Here is an 18,628-nt window from a genome sequence, read left to right as displayed (position 1 = left end):
AATCCTCCGGTCGAGCCCCTCGAACTGCAATGGAATTTGTGGCCCGCAGACGGGTAGGCACGGGTGACATCACGGCCGACGAAAGCGCCGGCCGCCGACAGGAGACGAGGATCCGGTCATGCGCCAGGACTCACCTGCTCCGCCTGTGCACCACCCCCCGCCCGAGCCCCTCACCGAGGCCTCGGCCGAGGCGCTCCTCCACGGCATCTGTTTCAAGACGGGTCCACCTCGTGTGCTCGGCGCCGAACTCGAATGGCTGGTGTTGGACGCCGAGCGGCCCGATCTCGCACTCTCCGCCGATCGGCTCGCCGCCGCGCACGACGCGGCCGGCGCGCTGCCCCTGCACTCCGGGTTCACCGTCGAACCCGGCGGCCAGTTGGAGCTCAGTTCGGCTCCGGCCGATTCCCTGACGGAGTGCGTGGACGACCTTCAGGCCGACCTCACGGCCGTACGGGGCGTCCTGCACCGGCAGGGCCTGGTACTGCGGGGCCTCGGGCAGGACGCCCGGCGTCCCCTGCGCCGGATGCTGGACAGCCCGCGCTACCAGGCGATGGAGACGTACTTCGACCGCACGGGTCCCGCCGGGCGGGCCATGATGCGCTCCTCCGCGTCCGTACAGGTCTGCGTGGACGCCGGCCACGAGGAGCCCGGCCCGCTCGGGTACGGACGGCGTTGGCGGCTCGCGCACCTGCTGGGCGCGGTCCTGGTGGCGGCGTTCGCCAACTCCCCCGGCGTGGAAGGCCCGTACGCCGGCTGGCGGTGCGCCCGCCAGGGCATCTGGAACGACATCGACGCGCGGCGCGCCCTGGCCCCGCCGCTGGAGGAGGAGCCCCGCGACGCGTGGACCCGGCACGCCCTGGACACCGAGGTGATGTGCGTCCGGTCCGTCGGGGACGGGGCGCCCTGGGTGATCCCGCGCGGCCTGACCTTCCGGGACTGGCTGACGTCCGGCACGGGCCCGCGGCCCCCCACCGCCGAGGACCTGGAGTACCACCTGACCACGCTGTTCCCGCCGATCCGACCGCGCGGCCACCTGGAACTGCGGATGATCGACGCGCAGCCCGGCGAGCACGGCTGGATCGTGCCGGTGGCCGTGGTGCACGCGCTGTTCGACGACCCGGAGGCCGCGGAGACCGCGTACCGGGTGTCGAAGGCGCTGTCGGACGCGTACGGGTCCGACAGCGCGCCCCGCAACCCCCTGTGGCGGACCGCCGCCCGCGCGGGGCTCGCCGACCCGGAGCTGCGGTCGGCCGCCGTCGCCTGTTTCCTGGCGGCGGGCGAGGCACTCCCCCGGCTGGGGGCGAGCACGCACGTCCGGGACGAGGTCGGAGCCTTCACCGAGCGTTACGTACTGCGCGGGCGCTGCCCCGCGGACGACGAAGAGGAACAGCGGCAGCCCGCCGGGAAGGACGCACGCCCGTGACCACCGACATACACCCCGAGATACTCCGCGAGCGGGCCGTGGCGGCCCTGACCGCCGCCCGGGCCCGTACCGCCGGGCTGACCGAGACCGTGAGCGACCGGGACCTGACCGCACAGCACTCCCCCCTGATGTCCCCGCTCGTCTGGGACCTGGCGCACATCGGGAACATGGAGGAGCTCTGGCTGCTGCGCAACGTCGCCGGCCGCGAGTCGATGCGTCCCGAGATCGACCCGCTCTACGACGCGTTCGAGCATCCTCGGTCCGAGCGGCCGAAGTTGCCGCTGCTGGGGCCCGATGAGGCCCGCCGGTACGCGGCGGAGGTGCGCGGACGGGTCTTCGACCTGCTGGAGCGCACCCCGCTGGAGGGTACGGACCTGCTGTCCGGCGGCTATGTCTTCGGGATGATCGCCCAGCACGAACAGCAGCACGACGAGACGATGTTGATCACGCATCAGCTGAGACGGGGAGCCGCGGTGTTGACCGCCCCGGACCCGGATCCGCCGCAGGGCCCGCCGCTGTCCGTGAGCGAAGTGCTGGTGCCCGGCGGGCCGTTCACGATGGGAACCTCCGCCGAGCCCTGGTCGCTGGACAACGAACGGCCCGCGCACACCCGGGACACCGCGCCGTACTGGATCGACACGGCGCCGGTGACCAATGCCGACTACCAGGCGTTCATGGCGGACGGCGGCTACCGCGAGTCCCGCTGGTGGGCCGCCGAGGGCTGGGAACAGATCCGCGCGCACGGGATCGAGGCCCCGCTGTTCTGGCACCGGGAGGGCGACACGTGGTCGCGCCGCCGCTTCGGCGTCACCGAGGCGGTGCCGGGCGACGAGCCGGTGCTGCACGTCAGTTGGTACGAGGCGGACGCGTACGCCCGCTGGGCCGGGCGCCGGCTGCCCACCGAGACCGAGTGGGAGAAGGCCGCCCGGTACGACCCGGGTACGGGCCGCTCCACCCGGTACCCGTGGGGCGACGCCGACCCGACCCCGGCGCACGCGAACCTGGGGCAGCGGCACCTGCGCCCGGCCCCCGCGGGCAGTTATCCGGCCGGGGCATCCCCCCTCGGGGTGCGCCAGCTGATCGGCGACGTGTGGGAGTGGACGGCGTCGGACTTCCTCCCCTACCCGGGGTTCCGCGCGTTCCCCTACCGGGAGTACTCGGAGGTGTTCTTCGGCCCCGAGCACAAGGTGCTCAGGGGCGGGTCGTTCGCGGTGGACCAGGTGGCCTGCCGGGGCACGTTCCGCAACTGGGACCTGCCGGTGCGCCGGCAGATCTTCTCCGGCTTCCGCACCGCTCGGGATGATGCCTGATGTGTCGCCATCTCGCCTATCTCGGGCCGGTGGTGAGCCTCGGGAGACTGCTGAGCGAACCGGAGTACTCCCTCGTGCGGCAGTCGTGGGCGCCGCGCCGGCAGCGCAACGGCACGGTGAACGCCGACGGCTTCGGCATCGGCTGGTACGCGGAGGGCGACCCGGTGCCGGCCCGCTACCGGCGGTCCGGCCCGATCTGGGGCGACCTCACGTTCGCCGACCTCACCCGCGTGGTGCGCAGCGGCGGCGTGCTGGCCGCCGTACGGGACGCGACGCTGCCCGGGGCCGACGGGGAGGCCGCCGCCGCGCCGTTCTCCGACGGGCGGTGGCTCTTCAGCCACAACGGCTCGGTGCGGGACTGGCCGGAGTCGGCGGCCCCGGTCGCCGCCGGGCTGCCGGTGGAGGAGCTGCTGCAACTCGCCGCGCGCACGGACTCGGCGCTGATCTGGGCGCTGGTCCTGCACCGTCTGCGCGCCGGGGACGACCTCGGCGCCGCCCTCGCCGGTCCCGTCCGGGACCTGGCCTCGGCCGCCCCCGCCTCACGGCTCAACCTGTTGTTGACCGACGGCTCCACGATCGCCGCGACCGCCTGGGGCGATTCCCTCTGGTATCTGGCGGATCCGCACGCCGGGCGCGTGGTCGTGGCCTCCGAGCCGCACGACGACGACTCCCGCTGGTGTGAAGTACCCGACCGGACCCTGTTGACCGCAACCCGTACGAGGGTCGATCTGACCCCGCTCAAGGAGAGCCGACCGTGAGTGATTTCCAGTTGACCCGGACCCTCGACGAGAACGCCGCGGAGAAGGCGCTGCGCGCCGACGTGCGCGGCGGGCTGACCGGCTCCCCCAAGCAGTTGCCGCCCAAGTGGTTCTACGACGCCCGGGGCAGTGAACTCTTCGAGGACATCACCCGGTTGCCCGAGTACTATCCGACGCGCGCCGAGCGGGAGATCCTGCTGGAGCGGGCCCGGGAGATCGCGACGGAGAGCGGCGCCCGCACGCTGGTGGAGTTGGGTTCCGGTTCCTCCGAGAAGACCCGGCACCTGATCGAGGCGATGCCCGCGTTGGAGACGTACATTCCGGTGGACGTCAGCGAGAGCGCCCTGCGGGGTGCGGCGGACACCCTGTTGGCGGAGCATCCCGGCTTGAAGGTCCACGCGTTGGTGGCGGACTTCACGCGGCCACTGCGGCTGCCCGACTCCCCCGGGCCGCGCCTGGTGGTGTTCCTCGGCGGCACGATCGGGAACCTGTTGCCGCCGGAGCGGGCCGCGTTCCTGGCGTCCGTACGGGCGATGCTGTCGCCCGGTGACGCGCTGCTGATGGGTACCGACCTGGTCAAGGACGAGGCCGTCCTGGTCGCGGCGTACGACGACGCGCAGGGGGTGACGGCGGAGTTCAACAAGAACGTACTGGCCGTGATCGACCGCGAGTTGGGCGCGGACTTCCACACCGCCGAGTTCACGCACGTGGCGGTGTGGAACAAGGAACACGAGTGGATCGAGATGCGGTTGCGGTCACGATCGGAGGCGGTGGTGAAGATCCGGGCCCTGGACATGGTGGTGCCCTTCAGGGCGGGCGAGGAGATCCTGACGGAGATCTCCGCGAAGTTCCGTCAGGAGGGTGTGCGCGAGGAACTGGCGTCTGCCGGGCTTGAGTTGACCCAGTGGTGGACGGACGCGGCGGGCCGCTTCGCGTTGTCCCTGTCGGTGGCGCAGGGCCCGGCGGCCTGAGTGGGGATGCCCGGCAGGAGGGGTGCGGTCCGGACGGGCCGCGCCCCCCGTACGGGCTCCGCGGTGTGAACGGGCCGCGCGGCCGGTACGGGTCGCGCGGCCCGCGCGTGGACGGCCTCCTGCGCCGCCGCCGCGAGGTCCCGCCGGTCCTCGTGCCGGCCCGGCGGGATCCGCGGCAGCAACCACACCTCGGCCCGCACCCCCCTGGCGCGGGCGATGCGCCACAGGGAGGCCGTCAGCGGGTCGTCCCCGACGAAGGCGGGCGCCCCGGCGAGGCTCCCGGCGGGTTCTGCGCCTCCCGACAGCCGGTACGCGAGCCGGATCGGCTGTACGGGCACGCCCGCGTCCAGCGCCGACTGGAACGCGGCCCGCCGGAACGGCCCCTGGGCGCGCCCGCACCAGGTGGAGCCCTCGGGGAAGACGGTGACCCGGTCCCCGGCGAGGAGTGCGCGGGTGAGGGTCGCGACGGTGTCGGGGAGGGTCCTGATCCGGTCGCGTTCGATGAACAGGGTTCCGGCCCGGGCGGCGAGCCGGCCGAGCACGGGCCAGGCGCCGATCTCGCTCTTGGCCAGCATCCGGCAGGGCAGCACGGCGGCGACGAGCGGGATGTCGAGCCAGGAGATGTGGTTGGCGACGATCAGCCGGCCGCCGCCCGCCCCGGGGTTTCCGTGCACGGTGATCCGTATGCCGAGGGAGGCGACCAGCGCCGCGGACCAGCTCCGTACGAGGGCGTGTCGGGGGCGGTCCGGGAGCAGCCGTACGGGCGCGGCGGTCAGGACGGCGAGGAGGACGAGGGCCACGGCGCCGGCGAGGCGGAGCACCGCGTGCGGGACGCTCGCCGCGGGTCCCTCGTGGCCGGCGCAGGCCTCGGGGGTGCAGGGCGCGGTGGGCAGCCAGGCGTTCATGCGTCCGGGGCCAGCGCGAGGAAGTGGTTGAGGTAGCGCGGGTTGGTCCGGCGCAGGGAGAGCAGTACGTACAGGTCGGCGCAGCCGAACTCGGCGTCCAGCGCGGGCTCCCCGCAGACCCAGGCGCCCAGGCGCAGGTAGCCGCGCAGCAGCGGGGGCAGTTCCTGCCGGCCGGGGACGGTGACGCCCTCGGGGCTCCAGGGCAGGTGCGGGGTGACGCGGTACGCCTCGGGGGCGAGGTTGCGTCGCAGGACGGTCTCCCGGGTGGCGGCGGCGAGCACCCCGCCGTCGGCGAGCGGGACGGAGCAGCAGCCGGCGAGCCAGTCGTGGCCGGAGCGGTCCATGTAGCGGGCGAGGCCGGCCCAGATCAGGGCGATGACGGCGCCGTTGCGGTGGTCGGGGTGGACGCAGGACCGGCCGACTTCGACGAGGTCGTGGCGGATGGGCGCCAGCGCGCCGAGGTCGAACTCCGCCTCGGAGTAGAGGCGCCCCGCGACGGCGGCGCGTTCCGGGGGGAGCAGCCGGTAGGTGCCGACGACCTGCTCGCTCTCCTCGTCGACGACGACGAGGTGGTCGCAGTAGGCGTCGAAGGCGTCGACGTCCAGGCCGGGCTCGGCATGGTCGAGGCGCGCGCCGAGTTCCCCGGCGAAGACCTGGTGGCGCAGCCGCTGGGCGGCCCGTACCTCGTCCTCGTCGCGGGCGAGCCGGACGGTGTACCGGGGGCCGGCGGGGGCGGTGCGGTCGGCGGGGGGCGCCGGGGTGACGGGGAGCGCGGGAGAGGCGAGGGGGGACGGGGACAGGGGTGCGATGGTCATGGCTGCTCCTGATCCGGGCACGGAGAGCCAGGCCGGCAGGTAGGCCTGGCTCCTCTACTTCTTCCGTGACCGGCTGGATTCGACATGACCGCTCAGCGGCGGCCGGATGTGCGAACGCTGAACTCGGCGAACGCCTGCGGGCGGGCCGTGGGGCAGGGCCCGTGTCGGAGCCGCCTCAGTGGTCGGAGCCGAGGATCCGGCTGATGGACTCCGAGGCGGTCTTCGCGGCCCGCTTGGGGTCCTGGCCGGTGAGCGCGGCCGTCATGTACGGCTTGATGGGGTTCTCGGCCTCGACCTCGGCCCATCGGGCGGACTGCGGGGTGGCTCGTCCCTGGGCGGCGCCGACGGCCATGGTGGCGGCGCCCTCGTTGCCCTCGACCACGTGGGCGAGGGTGGTCTTGTTGGGGACGTAGCTCATGGTGGTGGCGAGTTCGGTCTGCCACTTCTCGCTGACGAGCGCCGTGATCAGGTCCACGGCGTGCTCACGACTCGCCGTCTTCTCCGGGATGATCAGGTCGGATCCGCCGGTGAAGACCGCTCCGGGCTTCTCGGCGCTCTTGCCTGGAATCGGGAAGAAGCCGAGCTTGTCCTTCAGGGCCGGGTTGGCGGCCTCGATCGCCGCCGCCTGGCTCGGCGGGCCGATGATCTGGGCGATCCGGCCGCGCGCGAAGACCTCGGACTGCGGGGGCGTCTCCTCGTCGGCGTCCTTGGGGCCGTCGCCGAGTCCCTGGAGCTGCTTGTAGAACTCCATGGCGTTCAGGGCCTTCTCGTCGTCGAGGGCGCCGGCCCACTCGCCGTTGGTCTGCACCGCGAGTTCGCCGCCCTCGTCCCAGATGAAGCCGGCGAGGACGTACCAGTTCTGGCCGGGCAGGTAGATGCCCTGCTGTTCGCCCTTGTCGAGCCGCCGGGTCGCCTGGATCCACTCCTGACGGGTCTTCGGCGGGGTGGTGACCCCGGCGTTCGCGAAGAGTTCCTTGTTGTAGATCACCACCCGATTGGCGGCGTACCAGGGAACTCCGTACTGGGCCCCGTCGACGCTTCCCGGATCGGAGAGGCCCTTGAGCCAGTGCCTGCTGTCCCAGTCGCGCAGCCCGTCCATGGTCACTTCGGAGATGCCGCCGGTCTCGACGTACTGGGCGACCTGGGTGTTGCCGACCTCGATGACGTCGGCGCTCTCCTTGGCGGTGCCCTTGAGGACGGCGTTGACCTTGTCGCCGATGCCCGTCCACTCCTGGATCTTGACGTCCAGGTCGATGCCGGCGTGCTCCTTCTCGAAATCGGCGGTGAACTTCGCGATGAAGTCGTCCGAGGCGCTGCCCTTCATCAACCAGAGCGTCACCTTCTCGGGCCCGCCTTCGGATCCGGCCATCCGACTGCAGCCGGTGAGGGCGGTCGCGGCCGCGAGAACGGTGCACACGGCGAGGAAGCGCATCTTCACGAGGGTCACCTTCTGGGGATGGATCTCAGATGGCTTGAAATTGGCATAGACCAATAGGCTGGTCAAGACCTTTCGCTCGGGATGGTGAGCGCAAAGTTCGCGGACCCGGACTTACTGGGGCACCTTGGAACAAGGCAACAGCGACCACCATCGGGAGACCCCATGTCCAATCACACGTACCGGGTGACCGAGATCGTCGGCACCTCCCCGGAGGGCATCGATCAGGCCATCAAGAACGGAATCGCCCGAGCGGGGCAGACGATCCGCAACCTCGACTGGTTCGAGGTCACCCAGGTGCGCGGACACATCGAGAACGGCGCGATCGGCCACTACCAGGTCGGCCTCAAGGTGGGCTTCCGCATCGACGGCGAGGACTGAAGCCGTCGGCGAGAACCGCCACCTGATCGACGGCGAGCGGCGCGAGCCCCGCCCCGGGCGGCACGCGGGGCCCGCCGCTCAGGTGCGGCCCTCGCCCTCCTGAGCGGACTTCAGTTCCGGCGCGTCCTGCGCCCAGTCCGCGAGTACCACCCGGAAGCCGGCCGCCCGGGCCGCCTGGCAGACCAGCTCGTCATCGTCCACGAGCATCCGCACGTCCCGACCCCGGGCGAGTCGCCGCAGCACCTCCAGCTTCGTCGTCCGGGCCGGACGGCGGTCCTGATTGCCGCGCATCCACAGCCGCCCCTCCGGCAGACCGTGTCGGTTCAGCCACTCGGCGGTGTCCGCACGACACCGCTCGGGGCGCCCGGTGAGGTACACGACCTCGCAGTCGGCCGCGCTCTCCACCGCCAGCGCCACCCCGCGCGCGAGCGGCGGATCGGCCGGGGCCGCACCGAAGAAACCCGCCCAGTCCCGGGGGCGCCGCTCCAGGAAGTGCTGCCGATGGTCGGTGTCGGCCAGAGTGTTGTCGATGTCGAAGACGGCCAGCGGGCGGCGGTTGTCGGTCTCACGCGTCATACGACCAGCCTAGGTTCCGCCGTCGAAGTGGCGCCGGTCAGGCCCGCGCCTCAGGACCACGCCTCAGGACCGCGCCCCAGACCCACGCCTCAGACCCACGCCTCAGGCCGCGCCGACCCGCCGGCGCTCGACCCGCGGTGCAATCCCCCTCGCGCCCTCCCGGACCGGGGAATCCTCCTCGCTCCACGACGTTGACACGGGTGTGATCCGAAAAATCTCGATACTCGACCGGTCCCGGACCCGCGAGGGCCACACCGCCCCGCAGGCGCTGCGCGACACCGTGGCGCTGGCCCGCGCCGCGGAGGAACTGGGTTACCACCGCTTCTGGGTGTCGGAGCACCACAGCGTGCCCGGCGTCGCCGGCTCCGCGCCGACCGTGCTCGCCGCGGCCGTGGCCGCCTCCACCCACAGGATCCGGGTGGGCACGGGCGGGGTCATGCTGCCCAACCACCAACCGCTGCTGGTCGCCGAACAGTTCGGGGTCCTGGAGTCCCTGTTCCCCGGCCGCGTCGACATGGGCCTCGGCCGCTCGGTCGGCTTCACGGACGGCATCCGCCGGGCACTGGGGCGGGACACCAAGGACGCCGACCTGTTCGAGGAGCAGCTGACCGAGCTGCTGGGCTGGCTGGACGGAACCCAACGCGCCCACCCCCAGGTCCACGCCCGGCCGGCGGAGGGCCTGCCGATCGCCCCGTACGTGCTGGCCACCGGCGAGGGCGCGGGCATCGCGGCGCGGGCCGGACTGCCGATGGTGGTCGGGGACCTGCGGGGCCGGGCGAAGGTGGCCGAGGTCGTGGACCGCTACCGCGAGGAGTTCCGGGCGTCCGCCTGGGGCGCGGAGCCGTACGTGGTGGTCTCCGGGACCGTGGCGGTCGCCGAGACGCAGGAGGCCGCCCGCAGGATCCTGATCCCCGAAGCCTGGTCCCTCGCGTACTCCCGCACCCGGGGCAGCTTCCCTCCGCTCCGGCCGGCCGAGGAGATCGAGGCGCTGGAGATGACCCCGAAGGAGCGTGAGCTGTACGAAGGCGCGCTGGTCGGACACATCCACGGGACTCCGGAGCGGGTCGCGGCGGAGCTGGCCGAGGTCGCGCGGACGACGGAGGCGGACGAGTTGCTGGTCACGACCTCCACCTACGACCGGACGGCCCTGCTGGACTCCTTCGCGGGGTTGGCCCGGCTCGCGGGGCTCTGAGCGGACACCGCACGCGCCTGTGATCGTCGGGGCGGGCGGGAGCGGGCCGCGGCGGCTCCGCCGCACTAAAGTGGGGCGAATGCACCACTCCCCCGCCCCGGACCCGTACGCCCCCGACCCCCCGAACCCGAGCCACGACCCCTGCGTACGGGTCCGGGGGGCCCGGGAGCACAATCTGCGCGGGGTCGACGTGGACATCCCGCGCGACGCGCTCACCGTCTTCACCGGGGTCTCCGGCTCGGGAAAGAGTTCCCTGGCGTTCGGGACGCTCTACGCCGAGGCCCAGCGTCGGTACTTCGAGTCCGTGGCACCCTACGCCCGCCGGCTGATCCACCAGATCGGCGCCCCGAAGGTGGACTCCGTCACGGGCCTGCCGCCCGCCGTCTCGTTGCAGCAGCGGCGCTCCTCGCCCGGCTCGCGGTCCTCGGTGGGGACGGTGACCCTGCTGTCGAACTCCCTGCGGATGCTGTACTCGCGCGCCGGCACCTACCCCGTCGGCGCCGAACGGCTCGACTCCGACTCCTTCTCCCCCAATACGACCGCGGGCGCCTGCCCTTCCTGTCAGGGACTGGGCCGAGTCCACCACACCAACGAGGAACTCCTCGTACCGGATCCTGCCCTGTCGATCCGTCAGGGTGCCATCGCCGCCTGGCCGGGCGCCTGGCAGGGCAAGAACCTGCGGGACGTCCTGGACGCGCTCGGGTACGACGTCGACCGCCCCTGGCGGGAGTTGGCGGCCGAGGACCGCGAGTGGATCCTGTTCACGCGGGAACAGCCCGTGGTGACCGTGCACCCGGTGCGTGACGCGGACCGCATCCAACGGCCTTACCAGGGCACGTACATGAGCGCGCACCGGTACGTGATGCGGACCTTCTCCGACAGCAAGAGCGCCACCCTCAGGGCTCGGGCGGAGCGGTTCCTCACCGATGCGCCCTGCCCGGTGTGCGAGGGGCGCCGGCTTCGCCCCGAGGCCCTGGCGGTGACCTTCGCGGGCCGCACGATCGCCGAGGCGGCGGCGCTCGCGCTGACGGACCTGGACGAGGTGCTGACATCGACGCCTTCGCAGGGGGAGGCCGCCCGGGTCCTGATCGAGGACCTGCGGTCGCGCATCGACCCCGTCACCGAGTTGGGACTCGGCTACCTGAGCCTGGACCGCACCGCGCCGACCCTGTCGGCGGGCGAACTGCAACGACTGCGGCTGGCCACTCAGTTGCGGTCGGGCCTGTTCGGGGTGGTGTACGTCCTGGACGAACCGTCGGCGGGGCTGCACCCGGCCGACACCGAAGCCCTGTTGAGCGTGTTGGACCGGCTGAAGGCGGCCGGGAACACCGTCTTCGTCGTCGAACACCATCTGGACGTGGTGCGCCACGCGGACTGGCTGGTGGACGTCGGGCCGGCGGCCGGCGAGCACGGTGGGCGGGTGCTGCACAGCGGGCCGCCGGCCGCACTGGCCGACGTGGCCGAATCGGCGACCGCGCGGGCCCTGTTCGGGACGGAAGAGCCCTTCGCGCCCCGGCCGGCGCGCACCGCAGGCGCGACGATCGGACTCAGCGGGGTACGGCGCCACAACCTGCGCGGTGTGGACGCCGAGTTCCCGCTGGGGGTGTTCACCGCCGTCACCGGCGTGTCCGGGTCCGGGAAGTCCACGCTCGTCGGGCAGGCGCTCGCCGAGGAGGTGTCCGGGCGGCTCACCGATCAGGACTTTCCCGTACGCCGCCTCGTGGAGGTGGACCAGAAGCCGATCGGCCGGACCCCTCGGTCCAACCTGGCCACGTACACGGGGCTGTTCGACGTGGTGCGCAGGCTCTTCACGGCCACCGAGGAGGCGAAGGCGCGCGGCTGGAAGGCCGGCCGGTTCTCCTTCAACGTGCCGGGCGGCCGCTGCGAGACCTGCCAGGGCGAGGGCTTCGTGTCGGTGGAGCTGCTGTTCCTGCCGAGTACGTACGCCCCCTGCCCGCAGTGCGCGGGCGCCCGCTACAACTCCGAGACGCTGGAGGTCCGTTACCGGGGTCTGAACATCGCGGAGGTGCTCGGTCTGACGGTGGAGGCCGCGGCGGGGTTCTTCGCGGAGGTCCCGGCGGCGGCCCGCAGCCTGCGGGCACTGGAGGAGATCGGGCTGGGCTATCTGCGGTTGGGCCAGCCGGCGACCGAACTGTCCGGCGGGGAGGCGCAGCGCGTCAAACTGGCGTCGGAGCTCCAGCGCTCGCGCCGCGACCACACCCTGTACCTGTTGGACGAGCCGACCACGGGACTGCATCCGGCCGATGTGCGGGTGCTGATGCGGCAGTTGCACGGCCTGGTGGACGCCGGTCACTCGGTGGTGGTCGTGGAACACGACATGGCGGTGGTGGCCGGCGCGGACTGGGTCCTCGACATGGGCCCGGGCGGTGGTGCGGCGGGCGGCCGCGTGATCGCGTCGGGAACCCCGCGCGAGGTGGCCCGTACGCCCGGCAGCGTCACGGCGGGCTACCTGGCGCGGGCACTCGGCTCCGAGGGCGGGAGCTGACATCCGCCTCCCGGGCAGGCACCGGGACGGGCTCAGGCGTCGCCCGGCAGCAGTTGCTGCGGGAGTTCGCGGAAGCTCCACTCGCCCCGGCGGCGGGTGAAGACCCAGACGAGGTCGTAGCGGTCGGGCCAGATCGCGGGGACCCCGAGGACCTGGTGCGCGCCGAGGGCGCGGACGAGTCGGGGCATGCCCGCGTACTCCCAGCAGATGAGCACGGGCATCCGAGCGGCCAGGGCGGCGCGGGCCAGGCCCGCTTCGGCGCCGACGCCGAACTCGGTGCGGACGGGGGTCTTCAGCGCGGTGGCCAGCGCCTCGACGGTCTGCTTGCAGCGGGCCGGGGCGGGCGGCTTGCCGCCGGTGGCGAAGACGGCCGCCGGTCGGGGCAGCACCGAGCCGCGGCTCGGTGGGAAGAGCCGGTGCAGTTCCTCGGCGCGGCGCCATCCCCGGCCGGCCAGGAATCCGCGGTCCTCGTTGCCGTCCTCGTCCTCGCCGATGTCCCCGGCGTACGGCTTCTCCCCGTGCCGGATCACCATCACGACGGCGTCCTTGGCGAGGGCCTGGGGTCCGGGCGCCGGGCCGGTGGCTTCCTCGGAGGCGCAGCCGGCCACCGCGAGCGGGGCGAGGGCGGCGGCCAACACGGTGCGGCGGCGCGGTCCGGTCCCGACGGGGGCTTCTGGCATGGGGCCCACTGTCCCCCACGCGCCGCACGCCGCCGGGGCGCGGCGCGACGTACGGCCCGTACGAGCGCCCGGTCGGCGGATCGGCTCAGCCGATCGGCCCAGGCCGGGGAACCGGGGCCCGGTCGGCCCGGACCGGCCCGGGGGCGCTCGTACGGGGGTTCACACGGCGCCGTTCAGCCCTTGCGGACCGCCCGCAGCCACTCCTTGTTCATCGCGGCGATCGACGGCAGCGGGATGCCCTTGGGGCAGGCCGTGGCGCACTCGCCGGTCAGGGTGCAGCCGCCGAACCCCTCGTCGTCCATCCGGGCCACCATGTCGAGGACGCGGGTCTCGCGTTCGGGCGAGCCCTGCGGCAGCACGTTGAGGTGGTTGACCTTGGCGGAGGTGAACAGCATGGCCGAGCCGTTGGGGCAGGCGGCCACGCACGCCCCGCATCCGATGCACTCCGCGTGCTCGAAGGCGTGGTCGGCGGCCGGCTTGGGCACGGCGGTGGCGTGCGCCTCGGGGGCGGCGCCGGTGGGGGCGGTGATGTAGCCGCCGGCCTGGATGATCCGGTCGAAGGCGCTGCGGTCGACGACGAGGTCCTTCACGACCGGGAAGGCCGAGGCCCGCCAGGGCTCGACGTCGATGGTGTCCCCGTCGGCGAAGGAACGCATGTGGAGCTGGCAGGTCGTGGTGCGCTCGGGTCCGTGGGCATCACCGTTGATGACGAGGCTGCAGGCTCCGCAGATGCCCTCGCGGCAGTCGTGGTCGAAGGCGACCGGGTCCTCACCGCGCAGGATGAGGTCCTCGTTGAGGGTGTCGAGCATCTCCAGGAACGACATGTCCTGGGAGATGCCGTCGACCTCGTAGGAGGCCATGGCGCCCGGGGTCTCGGGGTTGCGCTGGCGCCAGACGCGCAGGGTGAGCCTCATGCGTAGCTCCGCTGGGTGGGGTGGACGTACTCGAAGACGAGGTCTTCCTTGTGCAGGACGGGTGCGGCGCCGGTGCCCTGGTACTGCCAGGCGGCCACGTATCCGAACTCCTCGTCGCGGCGGGCGGCTTCGCCGTCCGGGGTCTGGGACTCCTCGCGGAAGTGCCCGCCGCAGGACTCGGCGCGGTGGAGGGCGTCGAGACACATCAACTCGGCGAGTTCCAGGTAGTCGACGATGCGATTGGCCTTCTCCAGTGACTGGTTGAACTCGGCTCCGCTGCCCGGGACCTTGATCCGCTTCCAGAACTCCTCGCGGATCTCGGGGATGCGGGCCAGCGCCTTGCGCAGACCGGCTTCGGTGCGGGCCATGCCGCAGTACTCCCACATGAGTTCGCCGATCTCCCGGTGGAAGGAGTCGGGGGTCCGGTCGCCGTCGACTGCGAGGAGCTTGGCCAGGCAGTCGCGGGTCTCGCGCAGCACCGCGGCGACCTCGGGGTGGTGGTCGTCCAACACGTCGCCGTCGCCCTCGGCGTGGCGGCGGGCGAGGTAGTCGTTGATGGTGGAGGGGAGGACGAAGTAGCCGTCGCCCAAACCCTGCATCAGCGCGGAGGCGCCGAGGCGGTTCGCCCCGTGGTCGGAGAAGTTGGCCTCGCCGATCGCGAACAGGCCGGGGACGGTCGTCTGGAGGTCGTAGTCGACCCAGAGTCCGCCCATCGTGTAGTGCACGGCGGGGTAGATCCGCATGGGCACCTCGTACGGGTTCTCCGCGGTGATCCGCTCGTACATGTCGAAGAGGTTGCCGTACTTCTCCGCGACCTTGTCCTTGCCCATGCGGCGGATCGCGTCGGCGAAGTCGAGGTACACGCCCTGTCCGCCGGGGCCGACGCCGCGACCCTCGTCGCAGACGTTCTTCGCGGCGCGGGAGGCGATGTCGCGGGGCACGAGGTTGCCGAAAGAGGGGTAGATCCGCTCCAGGTAGTAGTCGCGCTCCTCCTCGGGGATGTCGGCGGCGGGCCGGGTGTCACCCTCGGCCTTGGGGACCCAGATCCGGCCGTCGTTGCGCAGCGACTCGCTCATGAGGGTCAGCTTCGACTGGTGGTCACCGGTGCGCGGGATGCAGGTGGGGTGGATCTGCGTGAAGCAGGGGTTGGCGAAGTGCGCGCCGCGTCGGTGCGCCCGCCAGACGGCCGTCGCGTTGGAGTTCATGGCGTTGGTGGAGAGGTAGAAGACGTTGCCGTAGCCCCCGCTCGCCAGGACCACCGCGTCGGCGTAGTGGGCCTCGATCGTGCCGGTGATCAGGTCGCGGGCAACGATGCCCCGGGCCACGCCGTCGATCGTGATCAGGTCGAGCATCTCGGTGCGGGCGTGCATCTCGACGTTCCCGGCGGCGATCTGTCGGGACAGCGCCTGGTAGGCGCCGAGCAGCAGTTGCTGTCCGGTCTGACCCCGGGCGTAGAAGGTGCGGGAGACCTGGACGCCGCCGAAGGAACGGGTGTCGAGGAGGCCGCCGTACTCGCGGGCGAAGGGGACGCCCTGGGCGACGCACTGGTCGATGATCTCGACGGAGATCTGGGCGAGGCGGTGGACGTTGGACTCGCGGGCGCGGAAGTCGCCGCCCTTGACGGTGTCGTAGAAGAGGCGGTGCACGGAGTCGCCGTCGTTGCGGTAGTTCTTGGCGGCGTTGATGCCGCCCTGCGCGGCGATGGAGTGGGCGCGGCGCGGGGAGTCGGAGAAGCAGAACTGGACGACGTGGTAGCCCTGTTCGGCGAGGGTGGCGCCGGCGGCCCCGCCGGCCAGACCGGTGCCGACGACGATGACGGTGTGCTTGCGGCGGTTCGCCGGGTTGACCAGCTTGGCCTCGAAGCGGCGGCGGTCCCAGCGTTCGGCGATCGGACCTTCCGGGGCCTTGGTGTCGGCGATCGGGTCGCCGAGGGCGTAGTCGGCGTAGGGGGTGCTCATGGTCAGCTCACCACTCCGGTCATGACGGCGACGGGGACGGACACGAAGCCCGCGAAGAGAACGAGGGCCAGGGCGTCGGCCAGGAACTTCAGGGTCCGGTCGCGCCGGGCGTTGCCGGCGCCGAGGGTCTGGGCGGCGCTCCAGAAGCCGTGGCGGACGTGCAGACCGAGGGCCGCCATCGCCACGATGTAGATCGTGTTGCCGTACCAGGTGGAGAAGGTGGACAGCACGTTCTCGTAGGGGTGGCCGGCCCAGGCGCGCTCGTTGACGGTGAGCGTGGTGAGGTCGAGGAGGTGCCACACGATGAACAGGGCGAGGATGATTCCACCCCATCGCATGGTGCGGGTGGCATAGCTCGCGCGCCGGCGCTTGTGGGCGTACTTGACCGGGCGCGCCTTGATGTCGCGGCGGCTGAGCTGGTACGCGCAGACCGCGTGGGCGACGACGGCGGCGACCAGTACGAGGCGGATGATCCACAGGGCCCACTCGTGGTGCAGGAACGGGGAGCCGAGCGTGCGCAGCCAGTGGGCGTAGCCGTTGAACTCGTCCGCGCCGAAGAAGATCTTGAGGTTGCCGAGCATGTGGACGACGAGGTAGCCGAGCATGATCAGCCCGGAGACCGCCATCACGGACTTCTTGCCGACGGTGGAGTCCCAGAGCGTGCGCGGGGTGGACGGCCGTCGATCCGTCCGGGTTGCCAATGCCATGACATCGACGGTAGGGACGAAGGTCCCGAAAGGTCCAAGACATGGTGAAGCTGATGTCGATAGGGATTCCCTATACAAGGGCTACCCTGGGGCGATGCAGTTCCAGCAGCTCGTGTACTTCGTGGCCGTTGCCGAGACCCGGCATTTCACCCGCGCGGCAGAGCGTGAACACGTGGCGCAGCCTTCGCTTTCCCAGCAGATCAAAGCGTTGGAGAGGGAGCTGGGGGCCGAGCTCTTCAGTCGGGCGCGCGGCAACATCGCGCTCACCGACGCGGGCGAGGCCCTGTTGCCGCTGGCCCGACGCATCCTCGCGGACGCCGACACGGCACGGCTGGAGGTACAGGAACTGGCGCAGCTGCGGCGCGGGCGGGTGCGGCTCGGGGCCACGCCGAGCGTGTGCACGGGGCTGCTGCCGGGCGTACTGCGGGCCTTCCACGCCGCCCACCCCGGGATCGAGCTGCTGATCGAGGAGAGCGGCTCACTGGACCTCGTACGGGAATTGGCGCGAGGGGTCTTGGATCTGGCTCTCGTCTCGCTGCCGCTGCCGCCGTCGGCGCCTGCCCTGACCACGATGGAGTTGTTGACGGAGGACCTGGTCGTGGTCTCTTCGGCCGACCTTCCGCCGCCGGCGGGAGGCGGGCCGCTGACGATCTCCGCGTTGCGGGACGAGCCGATGGTGATGTTCCGACACGGCTACGACCTGCGCGACCTGACGGTTGCGGCCTGCCGGGCGGCGGGCTTCGAGCCGGTTTTCACGGTGGAGGGCGGCGAGATGGACGCCGTGCTCGGCTTCGTCCGGGCGGGTCTGGGTGTCGCGGTGGTACCGGCCATGGTGGTCGCCCACGGCGGCCCCGGTTTGCGCGCCACCGCCCTGGCGGGCTCACCCCTGCGCCGCACGATCGCCCTGGCCCACCGCACGGACGTCGCCCCACCCCGCGCGGCCCGGGAACTCAAGCGCATGCTGCTGAACTGACCGGCTCGCGCCGGGGTACGGGGGCGGTCCGCTGTCGAGGGCCGGGGGCGGTCCGCCGTCGGGGCGCGGGGGCGACTCGGGCCTGGGGCGGGTCCCATGCGGGGCCGGGGGCGGCTCGGGCCCGGGGCGGGTCCCATGCGGGGCCGGGGAGGCGTCCGGCACGAGCGCCCTCGAACCCAGACGACGGTGGATCGACGGCACACGACCGGGGGCGACGGGGCGAGGCCGGGAGGCGAGACGCACGACCGGGGGCGACGGGGCGAGGCCGGGGCGAGACGCACAGCCTGGGGCGACGACCCACGGACCGGGGGGCGAGACGCACGACCGGGGGGCGACAGCCCACGGACCCGGGGGGGGCGAGACGCACGACCGGGGGGCGACAGCCTACGGACCCGGGGGCTGGACGCACGGCCGGGGCGGCGGTTCGCTCAGACGCGTCTGGACAGGGCCGCGTCGAGGCCCTCGGCCAGCATCCCGAAGGCCTGGTCGGCCTCGGTGACGGCAGCCGCGTAGGCGTCGTCCGCACTCACACCCGAGGCGATACGGGCCCAGTTCGCCCGCCCCAACCCCTGACGTACCGCCACCAGATGCGTGGCCGCCATCCGGGCGGCGAGCGGCGCGACGGACTCCCCCTCCAGCACTTCCCCGAGCAGCTCCACCTCACGGGCCGTGTAGTGGGCCATACGGCTCTCCAGGCTCGCCGTGGAGTACAGCAGCCCCTGGAACGCGAGGACGTTCGGATGGTCACAGAGGCCGGTGATCGGATCTCGCTCCGCGAGACCCGCCAGGAAGTGCGCGTGCAGGGCGCCCACCGGGGTCTGACCTCCCTCCCGGTCGCGCACGATGCGCGCCGCCTCGTCCTGGTGGTCCGCGAAGCGGTCGAGGATCAGATCCTCCTTGCTCGGGAAGTACCGGAACAGGGTGGGTTTGGAGACCTCGGCCGCGGCGGCGACATCCGTCACCGAAACGGCGTCGAAGCCTCGTTCCAGGAAGAGTTCCAGCGCCGTGGTCGCCAACCTCTGGCGGGTGCGCAGTTTCTTGCTCTCGCGGAGACCTGTCGTGTTTTCCATGTCACACAACGTACACACAAGATGTGACCGAGTCAAATATTTAACCGGGTTGCT

The 18,628-nt window shown here is 72.2% G+C and carries 17 protein-coding genes; 8 read left to right on the top strand and 9 right to left on the bottom strand.

Features of this window, described 5'->3' with window-relative positions; genetic code table 11:
- Window positions 1–118 precede the first annotated feature (118 nt).
- From egtA to egtD, 4 genes are read left to right on the top strand one after another with little or no spacing between them, the layout of a single operon-like run.
- On the top strand, window positions 119–1,423 hold the full coding sequence (gene egtA / locus OHA84_RS29845; protein ID WP_053676341.1) for an ergothioneine biosynthesis glutamate--cysteine ligase EgtA: 1,305 nt from the start codon (window positions 119–121) through the stop codon (window positions 1,421–1,423).
- Window positions 1,420–2,733, top strand: a complete 1,314-nt coding sequence (gene egtB, locus OHA84_RS29840) for an ergothioneine biosynthesis protein EgtB (RefSeq protein WP_266968900.1) — start codon at window positions 1,420–1,422, stop codon at window positions 2,731–2,733. Before egtA ends, egtB begins: the two co-directional genes overlap by 4 nt.
- Entirely contained in the window at window positions 2,733–3,491 is a 759-nt protein-coding gene (gene egtC / locus OHA84_RS29835; RefSeq protein ID WP_266968902.1) for an ergothioneine biosynthesis protein EgtC, read from the top strand. Before egtB ends, egtC begins: the two co-directional genes overlap by 1 nt.
- Window positions 3,488–4,462 carry an L-histidine N(alpha)-methyltransferase gene (egtD, locus tag OHA84_RS29830; RefSeq protein ID WP_266968904.1) on the top strand — a complete coding sequence of 325 codons (975 nt, stop codon included), beginning with the start codon at window positions 3,488–3,490 and terminating at the stop codon, window positions 4,460–4,462. The genes egtC and egtD overlap by 4 nt, the downstream gene beginning before the upstream one ends.
- On the opposite strand, the gene OHA84_RS29825 is transcribed toward egtD, so the two are convergent.
- From OHA84_RS29825 to OHA84_RS29815, 3 genes are all read right to left on the bottom strand, one after another.
- Entirely contained in the window at window positions 4,345–5,367 is a 1,023-nt protein-coding gene (locus OHA84_RS29825) for a 1-acyl-sn-glycerol-3-phosphate acyltransferase (RefSeq protein ID WP_159041288.1), read from the bottom strand. The two genes, egtD and OHA84_RS29825, sit on opposite strands and share 118 nt — an antisense overlap.
- Entirely contained in the window at window positions 5,364–6,182 is an 819-nt protein-coding gene (locus OHA84_RS29820; RefSeq protein ID WP_266968906.1) for a GNAT family N-acetyltransferase, read from the bottom strand. The genes OHA84_RS29825 and OHA84_RS29820 overlap by 4 nt, the downstream gene beginning before the upstream one ends.
- Before the next feature lie 175 nt (window positions 6,183–6,357).
- The gene (locus OHA84_RS29815) at window positions 6,358–7,620 is read right to left on the bottom strand and encodes an extracellular solute-binding protein (RefSeq protein ID WP_053676205.1); all 1,263 of its coding nucleotides are present in this window, start codon (window positions 7,618–7,620) and stop codon (window positions 6,358–6,360) included.
- 162 nt (window positions 7,621–7,782) lie between these two features.
- Here OHA84_RS29815 and OHA84_RS29810 point away from each other — a divergent pair, with 162 nt between their 5' ends.
- Complete coding sequence (locus OHA84_RS29810) at window positions 7,783–7,998, top strand: dodecin (RefSeq protein ID WP_053676197.1); 216 nt, start codon at window positions 7,783–7,785, stop codon at window positions 7,996–7,998.
- Between the two features lie 78 nt (window positions 7,999–8,076).
- On the opposite strand, the gene OHA84_RS29805 is transcribed toward OHA84_RS29810, so the two are convergent.
- Window positions 8,077–8,574 (bottom strand): hypothetical protein, encoded by a 498-nt coding sequence (locus OHA84_RS29805; protein ID WP_266952208.1) that lies wholly within the window; start codon window positions 8,572–8,574, stop codon window positions 8,077–8,079.
- A 202-nt stretch (window positions 8,575–8,776) separates the two neighbouring features.
- On the opposite strand from OHA84_RS29805, the gene OHA84_RS29800 reads away from it, so the two are divergent.
- Window positions 8,777–9,766, top strand: coding sequence for an LLM class flavin-dependent oxidoreductase (locus tag OHA84_RS29800; RefSeq protein ID WP_266968909.1), 990 nt, complete (start codon window positions 8,777–8,779; stop codon window positions 9,764–9,766).
- 79 nt (window positions 9,767–9,845) lie between these two features.
- Entirely contained in the window at window positions 9,846–12,272 is a 2,427-nt protein-coding gene (locus OHA84_RS29795; protein WP_266968911.1) for an excinuclease ABC subunit UvrA, read from the top strand.
- Window positions 12,273–12,304: 32 nt separating this feature from the next.
- Here the strand turns inward: OHA84_RS29795 and OHA84_RS29790 are convergent, their stop codons facing one another.
- The 4 genes from OHA84_RS29790 to OHA84_RS29775 form a co-directional block, all read right to left on the bottom strand.
- On the bottom strand, window positions 12,305–12,952 hold the full coding sequence (locus tag OHA84_RS29790; protein ID WP_266968913.1) for a histidine phosphatase family protein: 648 nt from the start codon (window positions 12,950–12,952) through the stop codon (window positions 12,305–12,307).
- Between the two features lie 173 nt (window positions 12,953–13,125).
- Entirely contained in the window at window positions 13,126–13,866 is a 741-nt protein-coding gene (locus tag OHA84_RS29785; RefSeq protein WP_266952202.1) for a succinate dehydrogenase/fumarate reductase iron-sulfur subunit, read from the bottom strand.
- A complete protein-coding gene (locus OHA84_RS29780) occupies window positions 13,863–15,824 on the bottom strand; it encodes a fumarate reductase/succinate dehydrogenase flavoprotein subunit (RefSeq protein WP_266968915.1) in 1,962 nt (653 codons plus the stop codon). The genes OHA84_RS29785 and OHA84_RS29780 overlap by 4 nt, the downstream gene beginning before the upstream one ends.
- Before the next feature lie 2 nt (window positions 15,825–15,826).
- A complete protein-coding gene (locus tag OHA84_RS29775; RefSeq protein WP_053676203.1) occupies window positions 15,827–16,531 on the bottom strand; it encodes a succinate dehydrogenase in 705 nt (234 codons plus the stop codon).
- Between the two features lie 94 nt (window positions 16,532–16,625).
- Here OHA84_RS29775 and OHA84_RS29770 point away from each other — a divergent pair, with 94 nt between their 5' ends.
- A complete protein-coding gene (locus tag OHA84_RS29770; protein ID WP_053676204.1) occupies window positions 16,626–17,504 on the top strand; it encodes a LysR family transcriptional regulator in 879 nt (292 codons plus the stop codon).
- A gap of 428 nt (window positions 17,505–17,932) precedes the next feature.
- Here the strand turns inward: OHA84_RS29770 and OHA84_RS29765 are convergent, their stop codons facing one another.
- The gene (locus tag OHA84_RS29765; protein ID WP_266952194.1) at window positions 17,933–18,574 is read right to left on the bottom strand and encodes a TetR/AcrR family transcriptional regulator; all 642 of its coding nucleotides are present in this window, start codon (window positions 18,572–18,574) and stop codon (window positions 17,933–17,935) included.
- Window positions 18,575–18,628 lie beyond the last annotated feature (54 nt).

The organism is Streptomyces sp. NBC_00513 (assembly GCF_041431415.1).
Taxonomy (GTDB): domain Bacteria; phylum Actinomycetota; class Actinomycetes; order Streptomycetales; family Streptomycetaceae; genus Streptomyces.
Note: the sequence above shows the minus strand (reverse complement) of the source record. Positions and strands in the feature narration are given on the sequence as shown.

Excerpts from the sequence above, each read along its gene's own strand:
- egtA (WP_053676341.1), top strand. The coding sequence starts at position 119 with ATGCGCCAGGACTCACCTGCTCCGCCTGTGCACCACCCCCCGCCCGAG.
- OHA84_RS29820 (WP_266968906.1), bottom strand. The coding sequence starts at position 6,182 with ATGACCATCGCACCCCTGTCCCCGTCCCCCCTCGCCTCTCCCGCGCTC.
- OHA84_RS29825 (WP_159041288.1), bottom strand. The coding sequence starts at position 5,367 with ATGAACGCCTGGCTGCCCACCGCGCCCTGCACCCCCGAGGCCTGCGCC.
- OHA84_RS29785 (WP_266952202.1), bottom strand. The coding sequence starts at position 13,866 with ATGAGGCTCACCCTGCGCGTCTGGCGCCAGCGCAACCCCGAGACCCCG.
- OHA84_RS29765 (WP_266952194.1), bottom strand. The coding sequence starts at position 18,574 with ATGGAAAACACGACAGGTCTCCGCGAGAGCAAGAAACTGCGCACCCGC.
- OHA84_RS29795 (WP_266968911.1), top strand. The coding sequence starts at position 9,846 with ATGCACCACTCCCCCGCCCCGGACCCGTACGCCCCCGACCCCCCGAAC.
- OHA84_RS29790 (WP_266968913.1), bottom strand. The coding sequence starts at position 12,952 with ATGCCAGAAGCCCCCGTCGGGACCGGACCGCGCCGCCGCACCGTGTTG.
- egtC (WP_266968902.1), top strand. The coding sequence starts at position 2,733 with ATGTGTCGCCATCTCGCCTATCTCGGGCCGGTGGTGAGCCTCGGGAGA.
- OHA84_RS29775 (WP_053676203.1), bottom strand. The coding sequence starts at position 16,531 with ATGGCATTGGCAACCCGGACGGATCGACGGCCGTCCACCCCGCGCACG.
- OHA84_RS29770 (WP_053676204.1), top strand. The coding sequence starts at position 16,626 with ATGCAGTTCCAGCAGCTCGTGTACTTCGTGGCCGTTGCCGAGACCCGG.
- OHA84_RS29805 (WP_266952208.1), bottom strand. The coding sequence starts at position 8,574 with ATGACGCGTGAGACCGACAACCGCCGCCCGCTGGCCGTCTTCGACATC.
- OHA84_RS29810 (WP_053676197.1), top strand. The coding sequence starts at position 7,783 with ATGTCCAATCACACGTACCGGGTGACCGAGATCGTCGGCACCTCCCCG.
- OHA84_RS29780 (WP_266968915.1), bottom strand. The coding sequence starts at position 15,824 with ATGAGCACCCCCTACGCCGACTACGCCCTCGGCGACCCGATCGCCGAC.